18 protein-coding genes and 5 tRNA genes are annotated in these 20,811 nt (G+C 23.7%); 16 read left to right on the top strand and 7 right to left on the bottom strand.

The features are described from left to right. Together BU00_RS05470 and BU00_RS0103750 are read right to left on the bottom strand one after the other, a co-directional pair. On the bottom strand, positions 1-260 hold a 260-nt coding region (locus BU00_RS05470), incomplete at its 3' end, for a hypothetical protein (RefSeq protein ID WP_425411675.1). A 95-nt stretch (positions 261-355) separates the two neighbouring features. After that, positions 356-2,980 carry a hypothetical protein gene (locus tag BU00_RS0103750; RefSeq protein WP_027121520.1) on the bottom strand — a complete coding sequence of 875 codons (2,625 nt, stop codon included), beginning with the start codon at positions 2,978-2,980 and terminating at the stop codon, positions 356-358. Between the two features lie 124 nt (positions 2,981-3,104). Between BU00_RS0103750 and BU00_RS05150 the strand changes: the two genes are divergently transcribed. Beyond that, complete coding sequence (locus BU00_RS05150; RefSeq protein ID WP_156926446.1) at positions 3,105-3,278, top strand: hypothetical protein; 174 nt, start codon at positions 3,105-3,107, stop codon at positions 3,276-3,278. 372 nt (positions 3,279-3,650) lie between these two features. On the opposite strand, the gene BU00_RS0103740 is transcribed toward BU00_RS05150, so the two are convergent. The 3 genes from BU00_RS0103740 to BU00_RS0103730 all read right to left on the bottom strand — a co-directional run bounded on the left by BU00_RS0103740 (position 3,651) and on the right by BU00_RS0103730 (position 7,823). Continuing rightward, positions 3,651-4,328, bottom strand: a complete 678-nt coding sequence (locus BU00_RS0103740; protein ID WP_027121519.1) for a fibronectin type III domain-containing protein — start codon at positions 4,326-4,328, stop codon at positions 3,651-3,653. 161 nt (positions 4,329-4,489) lie between these two features. After that, positions 4,490-5,746, bottom strand: coding sequence for a hypothetical protein (locus tag BU00_RS0103735; RefSeq protein ID WP_027121518.1), 1,257 nt, complete (start codon positions 5,744-5,746; stop codon positions 4,490-4,492). After that, a complete protein-coding gene (locus BU00_RS0103730; protein ID WP_027121517.1) occupies positions 5,739-7,823 on the bottom strand; it encodes a S8 family serine peptidase in 2,085 nt (694 codons plus the stop codon). The genes BU00_RS0103735 and BU00_RS0103730 overlap by 8 nt, the downstream gene beginning before the upstream one ends. A gap of 565 nt (positions 7,824-8,388) precedes the next feature. Between BU00_RS0103730 and BU00_RS0103725 the strand changes: the two genes are divergently transcribed. The 5 genes from BU00_RS0103725 to BU00_RS0103705 all read left to right on the top strand — a co-directional run bounded on the left by BU00_RS0103725 (position 8,389) and on the right by BU00_RS0103705 (position 8,837). Then, positions 8,389-8,463, top strand: a tRNA-Asn gene (locus BU00_RS0103725). Positions 8,464-8,466: 3 nt separating this feature from the next. Next, positions 8,467-8,542 (top strand) — tRNA-Glu (locus BU00_RS0103720). Between the two features lie 5 nt (positions 8,543-8,547). Further along, positions 8,548-8,623 (top strand) — tRNA-Val (locus BU00_RS0103715). A gap of 8 nt (positions 8,624-8,631) precedes the next feature. Next, positions 8,632-8,707 (top strand) — tRNA-Thr (locus BU00_RS0103710). Between the two features lie 45 nt (positions 8,708-8,752). Next, positions 8,753-8,837, top strand: a tRNA-Leu gene (locus BU00_RS0103705). Between the two features lie 330 nt (positions 8,838-9,167). Here the strand turns inward: BU00_RS0103705 and metK are convergent. Then, on the bottom strand, positions 9,168-10,292 hold the full coding sequence (gene metK / locus BU00_RS0103700; RefSeq protein WP_027121516.1) for a methionine adenosyltransferase: 1,125 nt from the start codon (positions 10,290-10,292) through the stop codon (positions 9,168-9,170). Between the two features lie 210 nt (positions 10,293-10,502). Here metK and BU00_RS0103695 point away from each other — a divergent pair, with 210 nt between their 5' ends. The 6 genes from BU00_RS0103695 (at position 10,503) to BU00_RS0103670 (ending at position 16,202) form a co-directional block, all read left to right on the top strand. Next, positions 10,503-10,796 carry a hypothetical protein gene (locus tag BU00_RS0103695; RefSeq protein ID WP_027121515.1) on the top strand — a complete coding sequence of 98 codons (294 nt, stop codon included), beginning with the start codon at positions 10,503-10,505 and terminating at the stop codon, positions 10,794-10,796. A gap of 118 nt (positions 10,797-10,914) precedes the next feature. Then, entirely contained in the window at positions 10,915-11,322 is a 408-nt protein-coding gene (locus BU00_RS0103690; RefSeq protein ID WP_027121514.1) for a hypothetical protein, read from the top strand. After that, the gene (locus BU00_RS0103685; RefSeq protein ID WP_027121513.1) at positions 11,306-11,791 is read left to right on the top strand and encodes a hypothetical protein; all 486 of its coding nucleotides are present in this window, start codon (positions 11,306-11,308) and stop codon (positions 11,789-11,791) included. Before BU00_RS0103690 ends, BU00_RS0103685 begins: the two co-directional genes overlap by 17 nt. Then, a complete protein-coding gene (locus BU00_RS05145; RefSeq protein WP_156926445.1) occupies positions 11,766-11,906 on the top strand; it encodes a hypothetical protein in 141 nt (46 codons plus the stop codon). Before BU00_RS0103685 ends, BU00_RS05145 begins: the two co-directional genes overlap by 26 nt. A gap of 47 nt (positions 11,907-11,953) precedes the next feature. Then, positions 11,954-14,998 carry a DNA methyltransferase family protein gene (locus tag BU00_RS0103675; RefSeq protein ID WP_036459111.1) on the top strand — a complete coding sequence of 1,015 codons (3,045 nt, stop codon included), beginning with the start codon at positions 11,954-11,956 and terminating at the stop codon, positions 14,996-14,998. A gap of 148 nt (positions 14,999-15,146) precedes the next feature. Beyond that, positions 15,147-16,202, top strand: coding sequence for a 6TM ABC transporter family protein (locus BU00_RS0103670; RefSeq protein ID WP_169733405.1), 1,056 nt, complete (start codon positions 15,147-15,149; stop codon positions 16,200-16,202). 31 nt (positions 16,203-16,233) lie between these two features. On the opposite strand, the gene topA is transcribed toward BU00_RS0103670, so the two are convergent. Beyond that, positions 16,234-18,102 carry a type I DNA topoisomerase gene (topA, locus tag BU00_RS0103665; protein WP_027121510.1) on the bottom strand — a complete coding sequence of 623 codons (1,869 nt, stop codon included), beginning with the start codon at positions 18,100-18,102 and terminating at the stop codon, positions 16,234-16,236. Between the two features lie 255 nt (positions 18,103-18,357). On the opposite strand from topA, the gene rpsF reads away from it, so the two are divergent. The 4 genes from rpsF to BU00_RS04915 all read left to right on the top strand — a co-directional run. Next, entirely contained in the window at positions 18,358-18,777 is a 420-nt protein-coding gene (gene rpsF / locus BU00_RS0103660) for a 30S ribosomal protein S6 (protein ID WP_027121509.1), read from the top strand. Between the two features lie 15 nt (positions 18,778-18,792). Further along, a complete protein-coding gene (locus BU00_RS0103655) occupies positions 18,793-19,374 on the top strand; it encodes a single-stranded DNA-binding protein (protein WP_027121508.1) in 582 nt (193 codons plus the stop codon). 12 nt (positions 19,375-19,386) lie between these two features. Then, a complete protein-coding gene (gene rpsR / locus BU00_RS0103650) occupies positions 19,387-19,650 on the top strand; it encodes a 30S ribosomal protein S18 (RefSeq protein WP_027121507.1) in 264 nt (87 codons plus the stop codon). A 91-nt stretch (positions 19,651-19,741) separates the two neighbouring features. Further along, a partial coding sequence (locus BU00_RS04915) for a restriction endonuclease subunit S (RefSeq protein ID WP_051521869.1) occupies positions 19,742-20,811 on the top strand: 1,070 nt, incomplete at its 3' end.

Genomic DNA, 20,811 nt, shown 5'->3' with positions numbered 1-20,811 from the left:
CAGTCTTTCTTAACCTTCTTTTTTCTACCAACTCCTTTATTTGCTTTTGGTGATTTACCTGTTTTGCTATCTAAATTCATATTTAAATTATACAAGTTAATTTTTTGTTTAAATCTATAAATTACGTGCTTAGTAAATTTAATGTTATTTTGATTACAAAAATTAGTTCAAAATAGTTGTTCACTAGCAAAATTATTATTTGCTTTGTAATACTCTTTGATTCAAAATTCTCATTGTTTGTGTGATAAATGTTTGCTCATTTTTATGGGCGAAGCCCGAGGGGTATACCCCTCCCCCTTCCTTTTGTTTTATAAAAGAAAACACAGAAATAACTGTGTCATTTCTGTGTCCCCCTTTATGAAGAGTTATTTTTATGATTATTATAATAATCTACAACGTTTTTTATATCAATTTGTATTATTTTTAAATCAGCACTTGACCTTAATTTTGTATTACCGGCAAATTTTGAAAGAGGGTGAGTTTTTACTTCTGAACCATCTAGTTTTTTATTACCCTCTGAGGCCTCTCAAACTTGTGTTATATCAACATATCAATCATTTAATGGGCTAAAAAACAACGATGTATCAGTTTTTGAATTATGATCTTTTGGTGCTGATAATGATGAATTAACCCCAGTTGTAGGAACGTGTCTATTTGTTGCGAAGTAATATTTAAAATCATTTGGATCATTAGGTTTAACTTTTGAAATCATTCAACCTGTTCCTTGATTAATACCAATAGATCTTGAAGTTACTTTTTTAAGAACCTCATCATTAAACAATGATTCATCAGTACCATTTTTATACCTTCAAGTTGAAACATCGATATTAAACTTATTTTGCAGAGTAACAGGGTATTTATTAACAGGAACAAAGTTGTTGTTCGCTTCGAATAAAAATCCATCAACTTTTAATTTATTTTCACTAATATTTTTATTTTGATAAGAAACCTTATTTTGTGAATTGTTATCTTCAACATACATTACAGATAAATAATTATAAGCACGTTCTATATAAGTTGAAATTTCTTGCGAAAGATTGTGTAAATATATTTGATCATTAATTACACCTTTTCTTGCTTTTAATTCAATAATAAGTTTATTTGAATCGTCTAATGAAACCTTTACTTTAATTCTTTGGTTCATAAGTTTTTGAAGTTTTTCTTTATCAAGTGAATTTATTGATAAATCATTTTTTTCAATTTTTGAATTATGACCTTTATATATTTCTTCTCAAAGTTTTACAAATTTTATTTCAAGGTTATCAATAGTTTTATTTGGTTGTTTTTTTAGGTAATCAAGAGAAAAACTTACAGCATAAGCGTTTTGATTAAAATATCAATAATCCATATTTGTGTTTTGTGGATTTGCAAAGAAATTAAAATTAATTATAGCTTCATTATCAGAATTTAAATTATTAAAATTATTTAAATCTTTTGTAATTTTATATGTATCATTTTGATTATGTTCATAAAACTTTTGATCAAAATCTTCAATAGCAACACCTCAGTTATAAGATTTATTATTAAAATTAAACTTAGTAACTTCTTCTTTTAAAGAAAAAATTGAATAATCATTATAGAGATCAAATAACTTTTGAGTTTGTTCTAAATAATGTTCATTTAATACCTTGTAATTATTAAAGTTAAAGTCTATATTTAAAGGATTTGAGGTAGTGTTATCTCCTTCTACTTGTTGTTTGAGTTGTTCTTTTGTAACATTATTTGTACCATTATTTTGTTTGTTAACATCAGAAACAAAGTTTGTATCAAAACCTGAGTTAAGAGTTAAACTTTCTGTTTCTAATTTTGGTTCCAAGGTTTGTAACCCGATTTTTTTTGTTGATGTTAAGTCAATATCTTTTATAGTTCTTAAATTGTGTTTATTAACAATTTCAACCTTATTTAATACCCAAATCATACCTTCTGTTAAATTACTAAATTCAAAATTTTTAAGTTCATTGAAATTTAAATAAATAAAACGATTATTTTCTGTTCTATCATTTCTAACAATGTAATCAAAACCATTACCTTTTGTTCCGTAGGTATCTTTTTCATAATCAATATCTTTTACTTGTATATCCCTCTGAGATTTATCTAAAAACGATATTTTTATGTATTTATCTCTTAGTTGTTCAACAACATCATCATTAACATTTAAATTTATTGATCCAACAAAAGTGTTTTTTGTTGCATCTTTTAATTCAAATTTAATATGAGAAATAGTTGCTTCAAGATTTTGATTACTCAATTTAAATGAACTTCTATCTTCCTCAGGGAAATATTCCACACCTGTATTAGTATTTAATACAGATGTAACTCAGTATTCATTAAAACTCTTATTTAATTTATTTTTGACATCATTTATAGTAATTGAACTACCAGAAATATTTGTTGCAAAAATGCTTAAATCAGAAGTATAAACATTTTCATCTGGCTTAATAGTAACAAGGAGTTTATCACTTGTATTAAATGAAACACCAGAAAAATTAACAGTTAAGTTATTACCACTTAATGACACAGAACTTATTTTTGCATTAGAATTATTTGAAGTACTTTGAGTATTATTTTGCGTAATTGTTCCATTAAAGTTAACTCTTACATTATTGTATGAAATATCTGAAATACTTGTACCTTCACTGTTATCTACCAAAATAACAAAATCTTCTGAGTTTCCACTATATTTAACACTATATGTTTTTGAATTATAAGTAAAGTTTAAATCTTTATTTTTAGCATTTGGTATTTTTGTTGAATGGAATAATAAATAAGTTTTGTTATTACTTACTAATTTAGAAATTTTGTCAATTTCTAAATTATTATCATTGTATAACCTTGAAACTTGTTCAGAGTATTTTGTAAAACTACCCATTGAACCATCGACAATTGTTGGCGTTTCGTTTCTTGTTGAATTTTTAGTTCTAAAGTTTTTATTTGAAAAAGAAGATAAATTGATTGTTTGACCTTCAATGTTTAAATTCAATAATTCATAACTTGTGTTTTCTTGTAAATTTGAAAGAATAAAGTCTGCTCTATTACCATTTGAAATATGTTTTTGTGCAAAATAAGAACGACCAGAAGCATCAGAATAATTTAATGTTATATTTTTGTTTGAAACATTTTCGTTAAAATTAATTGTAGCTTGTGCAGAATTTGTTGTTATATCTAATACACTAACACTTGATATATTTAGATTTCTTAATTCAGATTTAGTTGTAAAACTAAAATTTTGAGGTATGTTTAAAGAAACATTATTTAATTTAATACTTGAAATAGCATAATTAGTTTGTGGTGTTAAGTTAGTTAAGTTAACTTGTAAATAATTATTTCCTGCAACATAATTTGAAAATGTATATGTTTGACCATTAATAACTAATTCAAAATTAGTCTGCGTATTATCTTTAAGACTATTTTTTGAAAAATTAACATTAAAAGATGCTGTATTTGAAGTTGTATTATTTAGTGAAAATCCACTTATTTCAAAATCATCATTTTGAGTTGTAACAGGTTCACTTGGAGTGGTAAATGATTTATTATTAATATTATTAAGATTTAAATCATTTTGATTTAATTTAATATTTGTAATTGAATAATTAGTATTTGGTTGTAAACCATCAATTGTTAATTCAATATTTCCATTATTAAGTAAAAGATTATTGTAAGTTTTTTTTAATTGAATTGTTTAATGTTATCTCAAGATTATTATATTCATTGTTTGAGTCAGAAAAATTCAGTGTTGCATTAACTTGTTTATAAAGAAGATTAGAAAAATTAATTGCATTTAAAACAATTTCTTTTTTGTTTAAGTTTTGTGATGGTGTAGTATTGCCTGGTGTTTGAGGTGTTGTGTCTTTTGGTTTATCAGAACTTCCTGGATTTGGTATTGGAACTATTGAAGGATTATTTGGTTTTGCACTATCTTGATTTTGTTTTGTTGTAAAAGTAAGTTGATTTTTAAAGAAATCAAGATTAATTTGATTTGTATTATTATCTTCATCAATATAAAATATTTCTTGAATTTCATATTGGTTTCCAGGAATTAAATCATTTAACTCAAAAATAACTTCAGTTTCTTTTTTAATACCATTTAAAACATTTATACTATTTGAATTTTTGTATTTAATTTTAAAGTTATTAAAATCTGTTTTTCTTATTACTAATGTTACTTTTGCAGAGTTTTCAGTGATGTTAGAAACACTAAAAGAAGTTACTCTTACACGATTATTTGTTTTTGTACCACATGCAGCAGCAACAACAAAAGATGAAGCAAAAGATGTTACTAAAACACTTTTTAGTAACATAAACTTCTTTAAATTTTTATTCTTTTTCATAAAAAATCCTATCCTAATATATTTGCTTTAATTCATTTTTGCTAAATTAAAGATTAATGTGTTAATTATACAACTTTAAATTTTTTCTAAAAAGCACAAAAATTAAGGAGAAACTTTAATAATTTTAACCAAAATTTCGTCCTTAATTTTCATTTAATATTTTATTTATCTGGTACAAAAATTGAACTTTTATCTAAACCTAATTTACCATCATCTTTAATAATGTTTTTTAAATTACCATTGATTCAATCAAACTCAGTTATGTTAAATGATTGAGGAGTTATCAAAATCTTATTTTGATTAAAATCTTTAAATCTTTTTATAAAATCAAAATATCGACTTATATTTTCCTTATTAAAATAATTGAGATAGTCCATACCATATTCAATTTTTTTATAATCCATACCAGATACATAAAAAACTTCTTTACTTTTTGAATTATTATCTAAAAGTTCTGTTATATCAATATTTCAAACACTTTTATCATCTTCTTTATCAAGGTTATAATTCATAAAATTAGTATAGTTATCTAATTTTTCTTTATAAATAATATTAATATTATTAAAAACATATTCTTGATTATCATTTTTTCATTTATCAGATTTTACTTTAATAACAAAGTTTTCTTTATTTAATTTTTTATTTGATTTAAATTCTAGATACACCTTTTTAATATTTTTTATTTCTTTTATTTTAATATCGGATATTTCAAATTCATTATTTTTTACATCTAACAGTGATTTTGATTTTTTTAGAGTTTTATCTAAAAATGAATAAAGTTTTTTGAAATTAGCTTCAATAGGTTTATTTGTATTTTCTAACACGAATTGAGATCTTTTTTCAATATCAGTATCAAATGTTTCGTTTTTAAAATAGTAATTTAAAAATGAATAAAGAGAGTATTTTAATAATTTTGGTAAATTACCATAACCTAAAGTACTTTTGTTTAGAATTGAATCAATTTGTTGAACTATATTCAAGTCTTTATATTCTAAATTTGAACTAACATCAAAGTAATATGGAGTATTCATTAAGAACTTATGATTATAATTTTGATTTTCACTTTTATTATCTAAATAGAATTCTTTATCAACATTATAAATACAATAGTTTATAAACATTCTATAAAGTTTCTTATTTTTTTCATTATCTGAATAATCACCAAACGGCATTTTATCCAAAAAACTTTCTATTATGGTTTTTGTTTTAGAAGGAAATTTTCGTTTAAAAAAAGCATTTATTGTATTTTTTGTTAAAACATTACTTTTAAGATCAAATAATGAATGTTCTTTATATTTTTGATTAATATATTGTGATTCATTGTTTTGTTGATTTATAATTGGTTCATTACAAGAAACAGCAATAGATGTAGCTAAAATTGACAAAAAAATAAGTTTTATTTCTTTAAATTTAATCATTTTTATACTCCACATCTATATAACTTGCAAAATCCCAATTTTCTTCCATGTACTCAAAGTAAATTTTATTTAAAAAATCGATTTGTTTGTTTTTATTATTAATTAATTCATTTTCTCTTAAAAGTTTTCTGTATAAATCAAGTTCTTTTAAATATATTTTTGTTTCTAGTTTACCATTCAAAACTTCTTTATATTCACCGAAATAAGTTCTTTCGTGTTCAGAAGAATTTGAATCACTAATTTTTAAACGTTCTATTTCTGAATTTTTTTTATTTAATTTTAAAGATGAAAAGACTTTATATGATGATCTATTACTATTATTAAATTTAAATAGTTCATCTTTAATTTTTTTATTATTGTTTATTAAACTATATAAAATATTATAAAAATTTTTGTTTTCACTATTGTTTTTCTTTTCAGAAAATCAATCATAAAATGACATCTTTTTAGTTAATATAAAAGTAGAAGTTAAGTGTTTTGTGGGTTTATTTAAAATTAAGTCATTAAGTTTAATTATAGATATATCGTATTTATCTATATTTTTTATTATTTTTTTAAATTCGTCACTATTAATATAATTTTCTGATTTAATAATATCTTTCATTTTGAAAAATTTAGGTATTCCAAAACCTGTTTTATTTTTAGTTCTATTTTGTTTTCAATATTCATTATTGTTATTATTGTTTTCTTCAGGATTTTTTGTTGAATAATTTGAGGAAGCAGCTAATAGCAATTTTGTCTCACTAATTGTTAGGTTTTTTTCTATTTGATTTTGTAAAAGTGATATTAAACCAGTAATCATTGGTGCAGCCTTACTTGTACCATTAAAGTTTATTCAATATTTTATTTGTTCCTTTATTTTAGGATCAATATTTGGATTTTTATTTAAATAATCCATTACAATCTTATAACTTTTAAAAATATTTTTATAATCATTTTCATCAAAAATACCTTGACCGTAAGCTGAAACAAATGGTGAGTTATCGTTATCAATATCACCAAATGAGGAAAAAATTGTATGAACATTATTATAATCAACAGAACCAACAGTTATGATTCCTTCAAAATTTTTCATACTTTGAAATTTTTCTAAACCTTCTAAAGTAATTGGAATATTGTTTTTCAAATCTTTAAAAAAATTATCTGTTTCTTTTGCATTATCCAAAAAAAATAATAAATCATCAAAATGGGTTTTTACATTGTCTCCCGGTAAATACAAAATATCTCTAATTTTTTTAAATTCTTCTTTTAGTGTTTGGGGACTAAAACTATTTTTTTGCAATAAAGATAAAACTTTCTTGGATTTTTGAATTAAAACTTCTTTGTAATTATTAAAATTACCAGAAGACATAATTATTTTTATATTATTTTCTCTTGCTTTTTTATCTAATACTTCATATTTATAAAGAATTTTATTTTTTCATTTTTCATAAAATGATTTATTTGTGAAAAAATTATAATATAATCAAATATCTAGAAGGTCTTCAAATTTATCATAGTTTTCCACATCAGGTTCTATTTTTTTATTATTTATATTTTTGGAAGTATTATTTTTATATGTATCAATAAAATTGTTAAATCCTATACTTATATTGATTAATTTAGTATCATATTTTTTATTTTTGTTATCTTTAATAAAATCATCTAATATATTAGTAAAATTTTTTCCGTTAGCTGATAGCGAAGAATAAAAAATATTCGCATTTTTATTTATTCCACTATCTGTTCCGATTGTTGAAACAACTGAAAAAGGGTGATTATCATTTTCAATGTTATTTGGTAAGTTTCCTAATTTTACAATATTATTTTTACTGTTTTTAATAAATAATCTTTCAATATCTAAATTTCCTATATCTATAATACCAACATTATTATAATTTTCTTCTTTTTTATAACTAGTATTATTATATTTTAATCCTAATTTGCTATAGTATAATTCATTAATTTTAACTATTTCATCATATATTTCATCAGGGATTTCAACATAACCTTCATTTAAATTTAGTGCTATTGCACTAATAGGGATAATGCTTATTGTAGTTGTTAAAAATAACTTGAATATTCTTTTTATTTTCATATTTTCTCCTTATATAATAATTTTATATTAGTTATAACTCTGATACTAAAAGTATTCATATAATTTAATAATTTAATTTAATAAAAAACTTTTATAACTATATCATAGTTATAAAAAATACGGAATTAATATCATATAAAGCCAAAAAATATTTTTTATTTTTATTAAAATCATTTTAGATTAAAAAAAATACTATATATAATTCAAATATTTTCATAAACAAAAACACCCAAATCTTTTGTTTTAAAATAATAAATTATGTATTGTGTTAAGTTTATAAAATAAATACTGTAAATATAATATTCTAAGTTTTTTAAATAAGTTAGTTATAAAAAACATCAATTAAAACATTAATAATGCAAGTTTGAACTTGTTATTACGATTTTTTGATAGTAACCTGCATCGTCACTTTTAAAATAACAATAACAAAAAAATAATTATTTTTTTTATATTTTAATCAAACTGTGTTATAATTAACTCGCTTTAATAAAAAAGAACTTAAATATATATTTTAGAAATAAATTAAATAAAAATTTATTTAATATGCTATAATATTTGAGTATTTGCCGATTTAGCTCAGCGGTAGAGCAGCTGGCTGTTAACCAGTTGGTCATTGGTTCAATCCCAATAATCGGCGCCATTTGGTCTGTTGGTGAAGCGGTTAACACACATGGTTTTCATCCATGCATGCACGGGTTCGATCCCCGTACAGACTGCCATTTATGGAAGATTAGCTCAGCTGGGAGAGCGTCGCCCTTACAAGGCGAATGTCATGGGTTCGAGTCCCTTATCTTCCACCATTATTAAAGCCGGCTTAGCTCAGTTGGTAGAGCAACTGACTTGTAATCAGTAGGTCGTAGGTTCGAGTCCTATAGCCGGCACCACTTATTGTGTGTGCTTTTTTATTGCTTGCACAAATTAATTTCAAGGCGCGGATGGTGAAATTGGCAGACACGCTAGATTTAGGCTCTAGTGCTTTACAGCATGAGGGTTCAAGTCCCTCTTCGCGCACCATTTTATTTATTTTTTTTAAAATTTTCAAAACATTTATTTTTTCAATTTATTTATATTAACATAACCTCCTAGTAGTTAGTTAATATCATTTCATTTTATTCTTTATGTGTAAATAACACAACAATTTATATCACAATAATTTCAATATTCTATATGGATATATAATCATTATTATTTGTATTTTACTTTCTTTTTTTATTTTGTAAATACACATATCTTATAGAATAATCAATAATTTTAATAATATTTAAAGCGCATATATTTTTAGTATATGTGCTTTTCAATACTTTTTTTATAAAAAATCCGTTTTCTAAAAACGGATTTTTATTATTATTTTAACTTGTTTTTAATCTCATCAACTTTGTTTAATCTTTCTCAAGGGAAATCATATTCTGTTCTTCCGAAATGCCCAAAGTAAGATGTTTTTGCAAAAATAGGCTTTTTAAGTTCTAGTGCTTCGATAATACTTTTAGGTGTTAAATCAAAAACTTCTTGAACAATATTTTCTATTTTTTCGTTCTCTATTTTGTTTGTATTAAAGGTTTCTACCATTATTGAAACAGGTTTAGCAACACCTATTGAATAAGCGATTTGGATTTCTATTTTATCAGCAACACCCGCAGCAACAAGGTTTTTTGCTACTCAACGAGCAGCATAAGCGGCACTTCTGTCAACTTTTGTTGCATCCTTACCTGAAAAGGCACCACCACCGTGCCTTGCTCAACCACCATAAGTATCAACAATTATTTTACGACCAGTTAAACCTGTATCACCAATTGGACCACCGATAAAGAATTTACCAGTTGGATTTACTAAAATTCTTTTTGGTTGATCTAAATTAAACTCTTTTAATGTTTCAATAATAATGTGATTTTTAATAAATTCTTTAAATTCAGTTTCAATATACTTATCTGAGTGTTGAATTGACATTAATACAGTATCTACTGTCACATTTTTTGGATCAGTATAGTCTAATGTAACTTGAGATTTCATATCTGCTTTTGCTCAAGGAAACTTACCTAAACTTCTTAGTTTTTCAGCTTTTTTAACAAGTTCATGTGCAATTGTTATAGGTAAAGGCATAAAATTAGTTGTTTCATTTGTCGCATAACCAAACATTAAACCTTGATCACCTGCACCGATTTCTTGTCCAAGTTCAACTCCTTGATTAATATCAGGACTTTGATGTCTTATATCTGTATGAAAATTAGTTTGATTTGTATAATAACCTAATTCTTTTAAAATATTTTTTGCTATTTCAATAACATCAATATCTGCACTTGATTTTACTTCACCAGCAATAAAAATATTATGTCCACTTGCCATTGTTTCAATGGCAACCTTAGAATCTGGATCAAGTGCTAAATAAGAATCTAAAATTGTGTCAGAAATTTGATCACATAACTTATCTGGGTGACCTTTTCCTACTGATTCACTTGTAAATAATTTTTTCATAAATTTTACCTCTTTTTCTTTAATATATATTTGAGGCATAAAGAAGATTAAATTAACATGTTAGATAATAAATATCCCTAACTATCCACCTTACTTTTTTAGCAGGTTGGCAATGGTCGATGCTGTCAAGCTACCATTTTCTTTATGCTCATTTGATTTGGAACCTAATTATAACAAATTTTTATTTTTATTAATATATAATTATTTTATATGAAAGTAAAAAATGATCAATTTTATACTAATAAAGATGTTGCGAAATTTTGTTATTCATTAATTGAAAATATTCAGCAGTATTCTGCAATTATTGAACCATCAGCAGGTGAAGGGAGTTTTAGTGATTTAGACAATAAAATAACCGCTTACGATATTGAACCAAAAAAGATGAATATAATAAAGCAAGACTTTTTAGAATTAGATTTTAATCCTAAGTGAGGACAAAAAATTCTTTTTTTTAGGAAATCCTCCTTTTGGTTCAAGGTCTTCATTAGCAAAAAAATTTATTAAAAAAGCAATTGAACTAAGAGCATCAACTATTGCATTTATTTTACCAAACACTTTTTCTAAGTATATTAATCAAAACTTTAGTTTATTCCCTAAAGAATGAAAATTAATAAAAGAGCAAATGTTATCAAATAACTCATTTTATATTTATGATCAAAATAATTTAGTTAATTATCATGTTCCTTGTTCATTTTACATTTGAACAAAAGAAAAAACAATTCAAAAAGATTTAAGAAAAACAAAGCCAAAACAACCAAAAGAATTTATTTTTTTAAAAAGAAATTCAATTGATGCAGATTTTGTTTTAAATGGTAATTCAGGAAAAATAAAGGATCTTAGCCAAATAACAAATCCAAAATCAGAACATTATATTAAGGTCAATTCTAATTTTGATAAAAAAGAAATTATAGATATTTTGAAAAAAATTAAGTTTTCAAAATATTCATCTGTAAATGGTGGAAATTATTGAATAAATCAGTCAGACATTTGTGAAGCGTGAGAAGAATATAAAAATGAAGAAACCAATTAAAGAAATTATTAAGCAAAAAATTTTAAATAAAGAATATTTATTTAATAAGTATAAACACATAGCTAATCTTTATGATATAGAACCAAATAAAGACATAATTTTGTTAACATCAATATTAACAGCACAAAGAAAATCAATAATTCAACAAAATTTAGTTCAAAGAACTTTTACAATGAATAAAATAGCTTCTAATATAGAAAGAGGAGACTTGGTTGGTAATAATGGTGAATATATTGAAGTTAAAATATCAACACCTTCTGCTTATGGTAATAAATTAAATGTTGTTCAAATCAGAGCGCACCAAAATATTGACTTTTACTACTGTATCTTTATTGATGATATCAATTATAAAAATAATTTTTTCTTTGTTTTAACAAAAGAACAAATACAAAAAGAAATTATATTAATTGGTACATTAGCACACGGTGTTAAAAATTCTAAAAATGTACTTTACAAAAAAAGAATTTAGATTCACAATAGACCTAGATAACGTTAAAAATGAACACACAAAAAGATGATTAAAAGAATATAGAAGTTTAGAAAAAGAGAAAATATTTTTTGATGAATTTAATCAAAAAATATAAAATTAAATTGATTTATATAAATTTTTTTAAAAAAGAAAGGGATTGATATGGGAGAAAAAAAAGAAAAAATTATAGAAGAATTTATTTTTGAATTTGTAAAAAAAGAGAATTTTATAAATACAAAAAATGAAGAAAATTTAAAAATATTATTTCAACAACAAATTAACGATCTTGCACGTAAATTAGAAATTACTGATAAATATTTGGATTTTCAAAATGAAACACCTCTTAATGAAGGAAGAACAGATTTTCAATATGGAAATACTATTATTGAATACAAAAAATATAATAAATTATCTATTGAAAAAGAACTTAAAAAAGCAAGAGAACAAATTCATAAATACTTACAAAGTGAAAAATATAAAAATACAGTAATGTATGGTTTTATCTTTGATGGTGTAACACTCGAATACTATGAAAAAAATTTGAATAACATTGTAAAAAAAGTAGGGGATTCTGAATTAGATGTAAATAATACAAGAAATTTAATTGATAAACTTTTATATACTGGAAAATCAATACTATCTCCAATAAATATTGAAAGTGACTTTGCGGTCCTAGAATTAGGAGGTACAAAAGTAAAACATAGTTCTTCATTAGAATTAGTTAGAGAAATTTATACACTTTTAACATTGAAAAATAATAAAAAAACAGATTTACTTTATCTTGAATGAGAAAAATTATTTAAACTTTCTGAAAAAGATAAAGGAAAAAGCTTAGATATTGAAAAAAGAATTAAAATATTTTCAGAATTAATAGGACTCGAAATAAAAAAAGAAGATGAATATAAAGTTTTATTTTCTCTTCATACTTCTCTAAATATAATAATAAAATTGTTATTGGTTAAAGCAACAAATTATATGGGTGAATTCTTTTTAAACATTGAGAAGATTTCAAAATATTACAGTGATAATGATTTTAATATAATTAAAAATTTTATGCAAAAAATAGAAAGTGGTGATTACTTTAAACAAGTTAACATAATAAATTTTGTTGATGGTGATTTTTTCTCATGATATCTTGCTGAAAATTGAAATACTAAATTTCTAAAAACAATTCAAAAAATAATGATGATTGTTGATAGTTATGATTTTAACAAAACAGAAATTAAAGATACGATGCTTGGAGATCTTTTTAAAGGTTTATATGAAAATTTTATTCCAAAGGCAGTTAGACATTCTTTTGGAGAATATCATACACCAAGTTATCTTGTTAAATTTGTACTCAACTCATTAAATTTAAATAAAGAGGATTTTTTAAATAAAACATTTATTGATCCTTGTTGTGGTAGCGGGACTTTTATATTAGAAATATATAATAAAAAATTAAAATCATCAAATAAAAAATTAGAATTCTCTGAATTCTTAAATGGTGTAGTAGGTGTAGATATAAATCCAATTTCAACATTAATTACTAAAGCAAATATATTTATAAATTCAATTAACAAAGTAAAATTTGACATAACTAAAAAATATGAAATACCAATTTACAATTGTGATAGTCTATATATACCACAAAAAAAAGTAATTAATGGTGTAGATTGTTATTATTATTCACTATATACAAGTTCTCTACAAATAGAAAACAAAAATAATATTGAATTAATATTACCTGTTGATCTAGTAGAAAGAGAAGATTTTTTTTACATTCTCGAAAGACTTGAAGAACATATAATTGATTTGAAATTAAAATCAATTATATCTGAGTTAGAATCATTTTCACCATCAATTAAAAAAATAAAAAAAGAGATTCATGATATATTTTCTCAATTAATAGAATTAGAAAAGAAAAAACTTAACTCAATATGATTAAAAATTTTCTCTAATTATTTTAGATTAGCTAATTATAAGAGTTTTGATTATATAATTGGGAATCCTGCATGAGTTCGTTGAGGTGATCTACCAGAACTTTATAGAGAAAATCTTAAAAATAATATAGAAATTAAAAATATTTTTAGTTCTGATAAAAACCATGGAGGAATTGATTTAAATTTTTGCGCTCTTCTTACAAATAAATCCTGTGAAAGATGATTTACTTCAGAATCAAAACTTGCATATTTAATGCCTAAAAGTATAATTTATAATAAATCATTTGAAGGTTTTAGAAAATTAATCATAAATGATAATGAACAATTATTTTTTAATAAAATATATGATTTTTCTTCATGTGGGGAAATTTTTCAAGGAACAGGAAATCTAGAATTTTCATTATTTATTGTTTCAAAAAAAAATAATAATAAATTTATACCTTTTTATATAATGAATAAGAATAATAATAATTTTTCTGTTAAGAAAGAAAAAAAAATATTTTCTTTAAAAAATATTATTCCTGAAAACAATTTTTTAGAATTAGAATCTGAAAAAGAAATTGATAATTTAATAAAATATATAGGAAAAAATGATTATAGATTTAGAAAAGGCGTTGAAGCAAAATATCCAATGAGATTATTTTTTATTAAAAAAGTAGATTCAAAAAATTCTTTATTTCATCCGATAATTAAAAATAGAAAATTATATAAAATAGACTTTTCTAGAGTGTTAGAACTTGAAAATAAATATGTTTTCCCTTTTGTAACAAGTCCTGATTTAAAAAATAAATGAGAAAATTTGTATGTGATAGGTTTATACAATAATTCTAAAAATGTTTTAGATATTAATGAAATCATAAACGAGGCACCCAAAACATATAAATGAATCATGAGTAATCAAAAAATATTAAAAAAAGGTTCTGATTATAATAATAGAATTCAAAATAAACCATTTTGAGGCTTATTGAGGGTTGGTGATTATTCTTTTAAAGATTTATTTGTATGTATAAGAGATAATTCTAGTTTAAGTCCTAAAATTATTAAACCTTTTCTAACACATTGAGGAGAAGTAAAAAGACCATTTTTTGATGGTCATATAAGTTATATTTCATACTCAAAAGATATAAATAATAGTTTAACAGAACAAGAAGCACAATATATTTTTGATATATTAAATAACGAAAATGTAAAAAAAATAGTATTAAACTCTCAATCTAATAGAAGTATTTCAAGCAATTTACCAGTAAAAATACCTTTTTTTAATTTACATGATAAATTAAAATAATTCAAATCTTATGTGAATATAATAACTTAAATAAATAGAAATACTCTTCAATTAAAAATTCACGATGCAAGTTTTGAACTTACTCGTGACTTTTAATTGACGTTTTAAAATTTATTCATTATAAATATAAATAATGTACAATAAATATATGAGAACAGTTAAAGAATTTACAAATTTTAAAAAATATTATAGTGAAATGTCTGAAAATTTAAGACCATTTATAAAAGAAAAAATAGAAGAAAGTATATCAAAACAAGAAATACAAGATTATAATTTTTCGAGAAAAATGTTTATTACTTTTTTTTCTTTATCTTTTGTTCCTTTGGTTTTACTTTTTCTAACATTTCTAATTATTAGCAAAAATCCAACAGGTGCAATAGTATATTTTGTTATTATGCTTTTATTAGGAATTGGTTTAGGTATTACAACATATGTTTTTTATAGAAAATATTCAAAAATTAGAGAAAATTTTAGAACAAGGCTTTCAGCATTTTTACAAGAAAATGGTACTGGAATATATGATCAATGTTTTAAATGACTAGATAATGAAATAGAATACTTGGGTAATATTAAAGATACAAGTGGTCATTCATATAGTCCTTCTATGAAAGAAATAAGAACATTTAGATCTGCAAAAGTTCCTTATGATGCTTACTGATATGAAAATTGTTATAGCGGTTTATTAAAATTAAGAAAAAAACATTTAATTTTATTTTCTGTTGATACTTTTAGAAACGAAAGAAAAGATTCAAAAGGAAATATTACATATAATTATTTTACTTCTGGATTAATCAAAATTCAAGTTAATAACGAAATAACAACACAATTTCCGTTCGAATTACTTAATACCGGTAAAAGATTTTTTAAAAAAGTTAAACTTGAAAATAATGAATTTGTTAAAACGTTTAAACCCGGAACTGATAACGAACTTGCTATAAGACAAATGTACACTCCACTTTCAATGGAACTTTCATTAGAATTATTAAAAACAGTAAATACCAAAATTTCTAATTTTGGAATTTGTAGCAACGGATCTTCAATTTTTATTTCTTTCCCTATTGATCCAGGGTTTATGAGATTTGATGTTCCTGTATTTAAGTCAATAGAAAAAGCGACAAAAGAATTATTTAATGATATTCTTTATGATACATTTAGTTTTTACTATTTAATTGCATTCATGTTAATACCAACATATATTGAATAAAAAAGCACCCCGAAATAAGGGACGCTTTTTATTAAAAATCAAAAGAATTTTCTGATGTTTCTTCTTCATCTGTTGCTTTGTTTTCTTGCTTTTCATTTTCGGGTAAACTGCGTGTGTATCTACATTTAGGAAAACCGCTGCAAGCAATAAATTGTACACCTTTTTTACTGTTTCTTATTAATAATTGTGAACTACATTCAGGACAGTTTTCATCAAGGTGTTTTAACTCATAAGTATATGTTTCAACTGTTTCAGAAGTATTGTTATATAAGTCTTCAAATCTTGTTCAAAAAGCCTGCATAACTTCGTTTTTTTGTGCTTGTGCTTCTGCGATTAAATCCAATCTTTCTTCTACACTTGAAGTATAAGTTTCATTGATAATTTGAGGGAATGGTTTAATTAATGATTCTAAAACTTTATAACCAAATTCATTAGGTACAATTTGCTTACCTTCCATTGTTACATAATTTCTTTCTTTTAAAATTTTTACAGTAGTGGCAAACGTTGAAGGTCTTCCTACTTTTATTTCATCAAGTTTTTCAATTAAAGTACCGTCATTGTATCTTGGAACAGGTTTTGTTTCAAGTTCTTCAAAATTAAAGTTTTCAACATTTACTACTTGATTAATCTCATAACCTGGATCATTAAATTCTGCTTCTTTACCTGTAACAACATAATAACCATCAAAAATAATTCTTGAAAATGATTGTTTAAAAATGTAGTCTCCATTTACAAAATCATAAGCTTTACTTTCTCTTATAGGTTGCTTTATAACTGCTTGAAGAGTTGTTTCATATATTAATTTATAAACTTTATATTGTTCTTCAGTTAATGGGAACTTAGTTTTTGCAATTTCTGGATGAAGATAAATGTCAGTAGGTCTAATTGCTTCATGGGCATCTTGATCACCACTAAATCCTTTAATTTCATCAGAAATATATTCTTGACCTCATTTTTTAAGAACAAAATCTTTTGCTTCTTTGATAAATGTTTCTGATAAACGAGTACTATCTGTTCTCGGATAACTTATTAATCCACCTTCACCAAAACCTTCATAAAGCTTTTGGATAATTACTTGTGTTTTTGAAGCACTATAAGGACTTCTTTTATATAGTGTTGATTGTTTAAAAGGTGTTATAGCAGCGACTTTTCTTTGTGAAACTTTAATATCTTTTACAGTTAATTCTTTTTTAGCTTTATCAAAATATTCTTTTATTTTTTCGATTTCATTAGTAAAAATTCAATCTTTTTTATCTGATTCATTTTTTGCATTGTAGTAATATGCTAAAAGTTCATTGTTATGTATTTTAGCGTTTAATTTAAAGTATTTTTCAGGTATAAATTCTCTAATTTCATTCTCTCTATCAATAACTAATTTTAAAGCTACTGATTGAACTCTTCCAGCACTTAAAGATCCAGGAGCATTTTTGATTTTATTTTTTAAAAACTTTGATAATTTAAAACCTATTACTCTATCAATCATTCTTCTAGTTTTTTGTGCTTGAACTAGTGAAAGATTTAACATTGTTGGGTTTTTAATTGCATTTAAAATTGCTTCTTTTGTAATTTCGTTATATTTAATTCTTGCATATTTTTCAATTTTAAAATATTCAACTAAATTATTTCCGATTGCTTCTCCTTCACGATCGGGGTCAGTAGCAATATAAACAATATCTGCATTTTTAACAGCTGCTTTAATACTTTTAACTAATGCAGACTTACCTCTGGATAATTTCATTTTTGGTTCCCAAAGTTCAAAGTCAATACCAAGACCATCTTTTCCCTCTGTTGTCATATCTAGAAAATGACCAACAGAAGCAATAACCTCAAAATCACTTCCTAAATACTTTTTAATTGTTTCAACCTTGTTAGGTGACTCAACGATAACTAAATTTTTCATATCAATAATATACATAATTATTTTCAAAAACAAAAAGAGCAAAAAATAATCTTTATATATAATATATAAAAAATTTTTATTTCAACTTTTTTTAAATTGTTTTGAATAAAAATTGAAAAAAAGTTGAATTTCTATCATATATAGACAAATAAGTTTATATATATAATTTTTTGTTTTTATTAATTTTAATATAATAAATAAGAGTATTATATACTACCTTGGCTAACATAGCCCAGAAAGACCAAAAGGAGAAACATGACAAAATACGAAATTATTATGATTGTTGATCCAAAAGCAGATATAAGTTTAGGATTTAACTTACTTAAAGAAGTTTTTGGTGAAGGTGTTAAAAAAGCTGAAAAATTAGAAAACAATCAATTAGCATACGAAATTAATAAATCAAAACACGGACAATACATTTTAGCAAATGTTGAAACAGATGGTAAAAACATTGCTGAATTTACACGTCGTTCAAATATTTCAAAAGAAATTTGAAGACAACTTGTAATTAATCTTCATACAGAAAAATTTTCAAAAGAAAAAAAATCAAAGAAAAACTTTTCTAAACCAAAAAGACCATATGTAAAAAGACCATTTAATAATGATTCACAAGAATCAAATAATTCAGAACACACTGCAAGACGTCCAAGACAAGCAAAACCAGTTACTGAATAATTTTAAAGGAGTTATATGTTAAATAAAGTATCATTAATTGGAAGAATAGCAAATGATGTAAAAATTGATTATACTTCTCAAAATATTCCATATGCAAGAATTACAGTTGCAGTTAATAGAGACACTTATGGTAATTCACAAGCAAATAAAATTGCAGATTTTATTCCAGTAACTGCTTGAAGACACCAAGCAGATGCAATGCAAAGATTTGCTCCCAAAGGTACATTAATTTATGTGGAAGGCGAATTGCATGTTAATCAATACACAAACAAAGAAAATCAATTTGTTAGAGCAATTGATGTTCAACTTGAGCGTTTTAGAGTTTTAGAATCTAAACAAGCAATAGAAAATAAAAGAATGTCTCATTCTGGTTCTGCATCATTTACACCAAGATCATATGATACAAATAATACATTTAACAATAATTCATTTAATAAACCTTTTGAAAAACCTGAAAATCAAAATGTAGAACATGATTTTAGTTCTGTTCTTAATTTAGATGAAAATGAAAAAGAAGATGATTTTTCAATCGGTCAAGCACTAGATTTAGATTTATCTGATGATGCACTTACAGACATCTTTGAAGAAGATAAATAATTAAGGAGAATAATGTCATACAATAAACGTAAAAAAGCTTTTGCAGGAAGAAAAAAAGTTTGTCAATTCTGTGAAGAAAAAATTCAATACATAGACTACAAAAATACTGAATTATTAAATAAATACATTTCTGGAAATGGTCAAATTAAAGGTAAAGCACTTACAGGTACATGTGCTAAACACCAAAGAAGAGTTTCTCTTGCTATCAAGAGAGCAAGATTTATTGCTTTATTACCATACACAGTTGTTCGTGCTCGTTTAATGAATAATAAATAATTATAATAGTGAAAAAAGTGCATTTTGCACTTTTTCTTTTTAGTTTTTAATCAAAATAATATAATTAAATTAATTATGTTTAAGGAGCATTATGAGTAAGGGTTTAAAGCCAGAGATTAGATTTGAAGGATATTTTAATGATTGAAAAAAAGATGTTTTAGAAAATTTAGTTGAATTTAAAGACAACATAAGAATCCCTGTAAAAGAAAATGTAAGATTTAGAGGTCAATATATTTATTATGGTGCAAATGGACCACAAGGTAAAATTAATGGTTTTACTCACACTGGCGAAAATATTTTATTAACCGAAGATGGTGCAAATGATTTGGATAATTATCCAGTAATATTTGAAAATAAACCAATTTGAGTTAATAATCATGCACATGTTATTTCTTCAAAATATAAATGACTAGATAATTATTTTTTACATCTTTCTTTAAAAAATGTTAATTATAAAGAATATGTGCTTGGTAGCACAAGGTATAAACTTACATTAGGTTATTTAAAAACCATACCAGTAAATTATTTAGATAATTATGAAGAAGAGAAAAAAATTTCAATATTATTTAAAAATATTGATAATGAAATTTCAACTCAAAATTTAAAAATTCAAAAACTTGAAAATGTTAAAAAAGAATTATTGCAAAAAATGTTTGCTGATAAGGATAATTTAGTTCCAAAAATTAGGTTTAAAGAGTTTGAAAATAAGTGAGAAGAAACAGAATTAGAAAATATTGTTAACTATAGAAGTGGAAGTGCTCATGAAAATTTTATAGATAAATACGGTCAATTTAAATTAATTAATTCTAAATTTATATCGACAGAAGGTCGAGAATTTAAAAAAACCTCGATTGCTTTTGAAAAATTATCAAAAAATACTATAACAATGGTTTTATCTGATGTTCCAAACGGAAAGGCATTAGCGAAAACTTATTTGGTAGAAAATGATAATATGTACACACTAAATCAACGAATTGTAGGTTTAACTTTAAAAAATGACTTCAACCCTATATTTTTAAACGATTTTTTAAACAGAAATTTATTTTTATTACATTTTGATGATGGTGTCAATCAAACAAATTTAAGTATAAACCAAATTAAAATTACACCAGTTTATTTTCCTAGTGTTCCAGAACAACAAAAAATTGCAAAACTCTTTTC

Origin of the sequence: Mycoplasma leonicaptivi ATCC 49890, assembly GCF_000622205.1 — a bacterium.
GTDB lineage: Bacteria > Bacillota_I > Bacilli_A > Mycoplasmatales > Metamycoplasmataceae > Mycoplasmopsis > Mycoplasmopsis leonicaptivi.
This window is presented reverse-complemented; position numbering and strand designations above follow the sequence as displayed.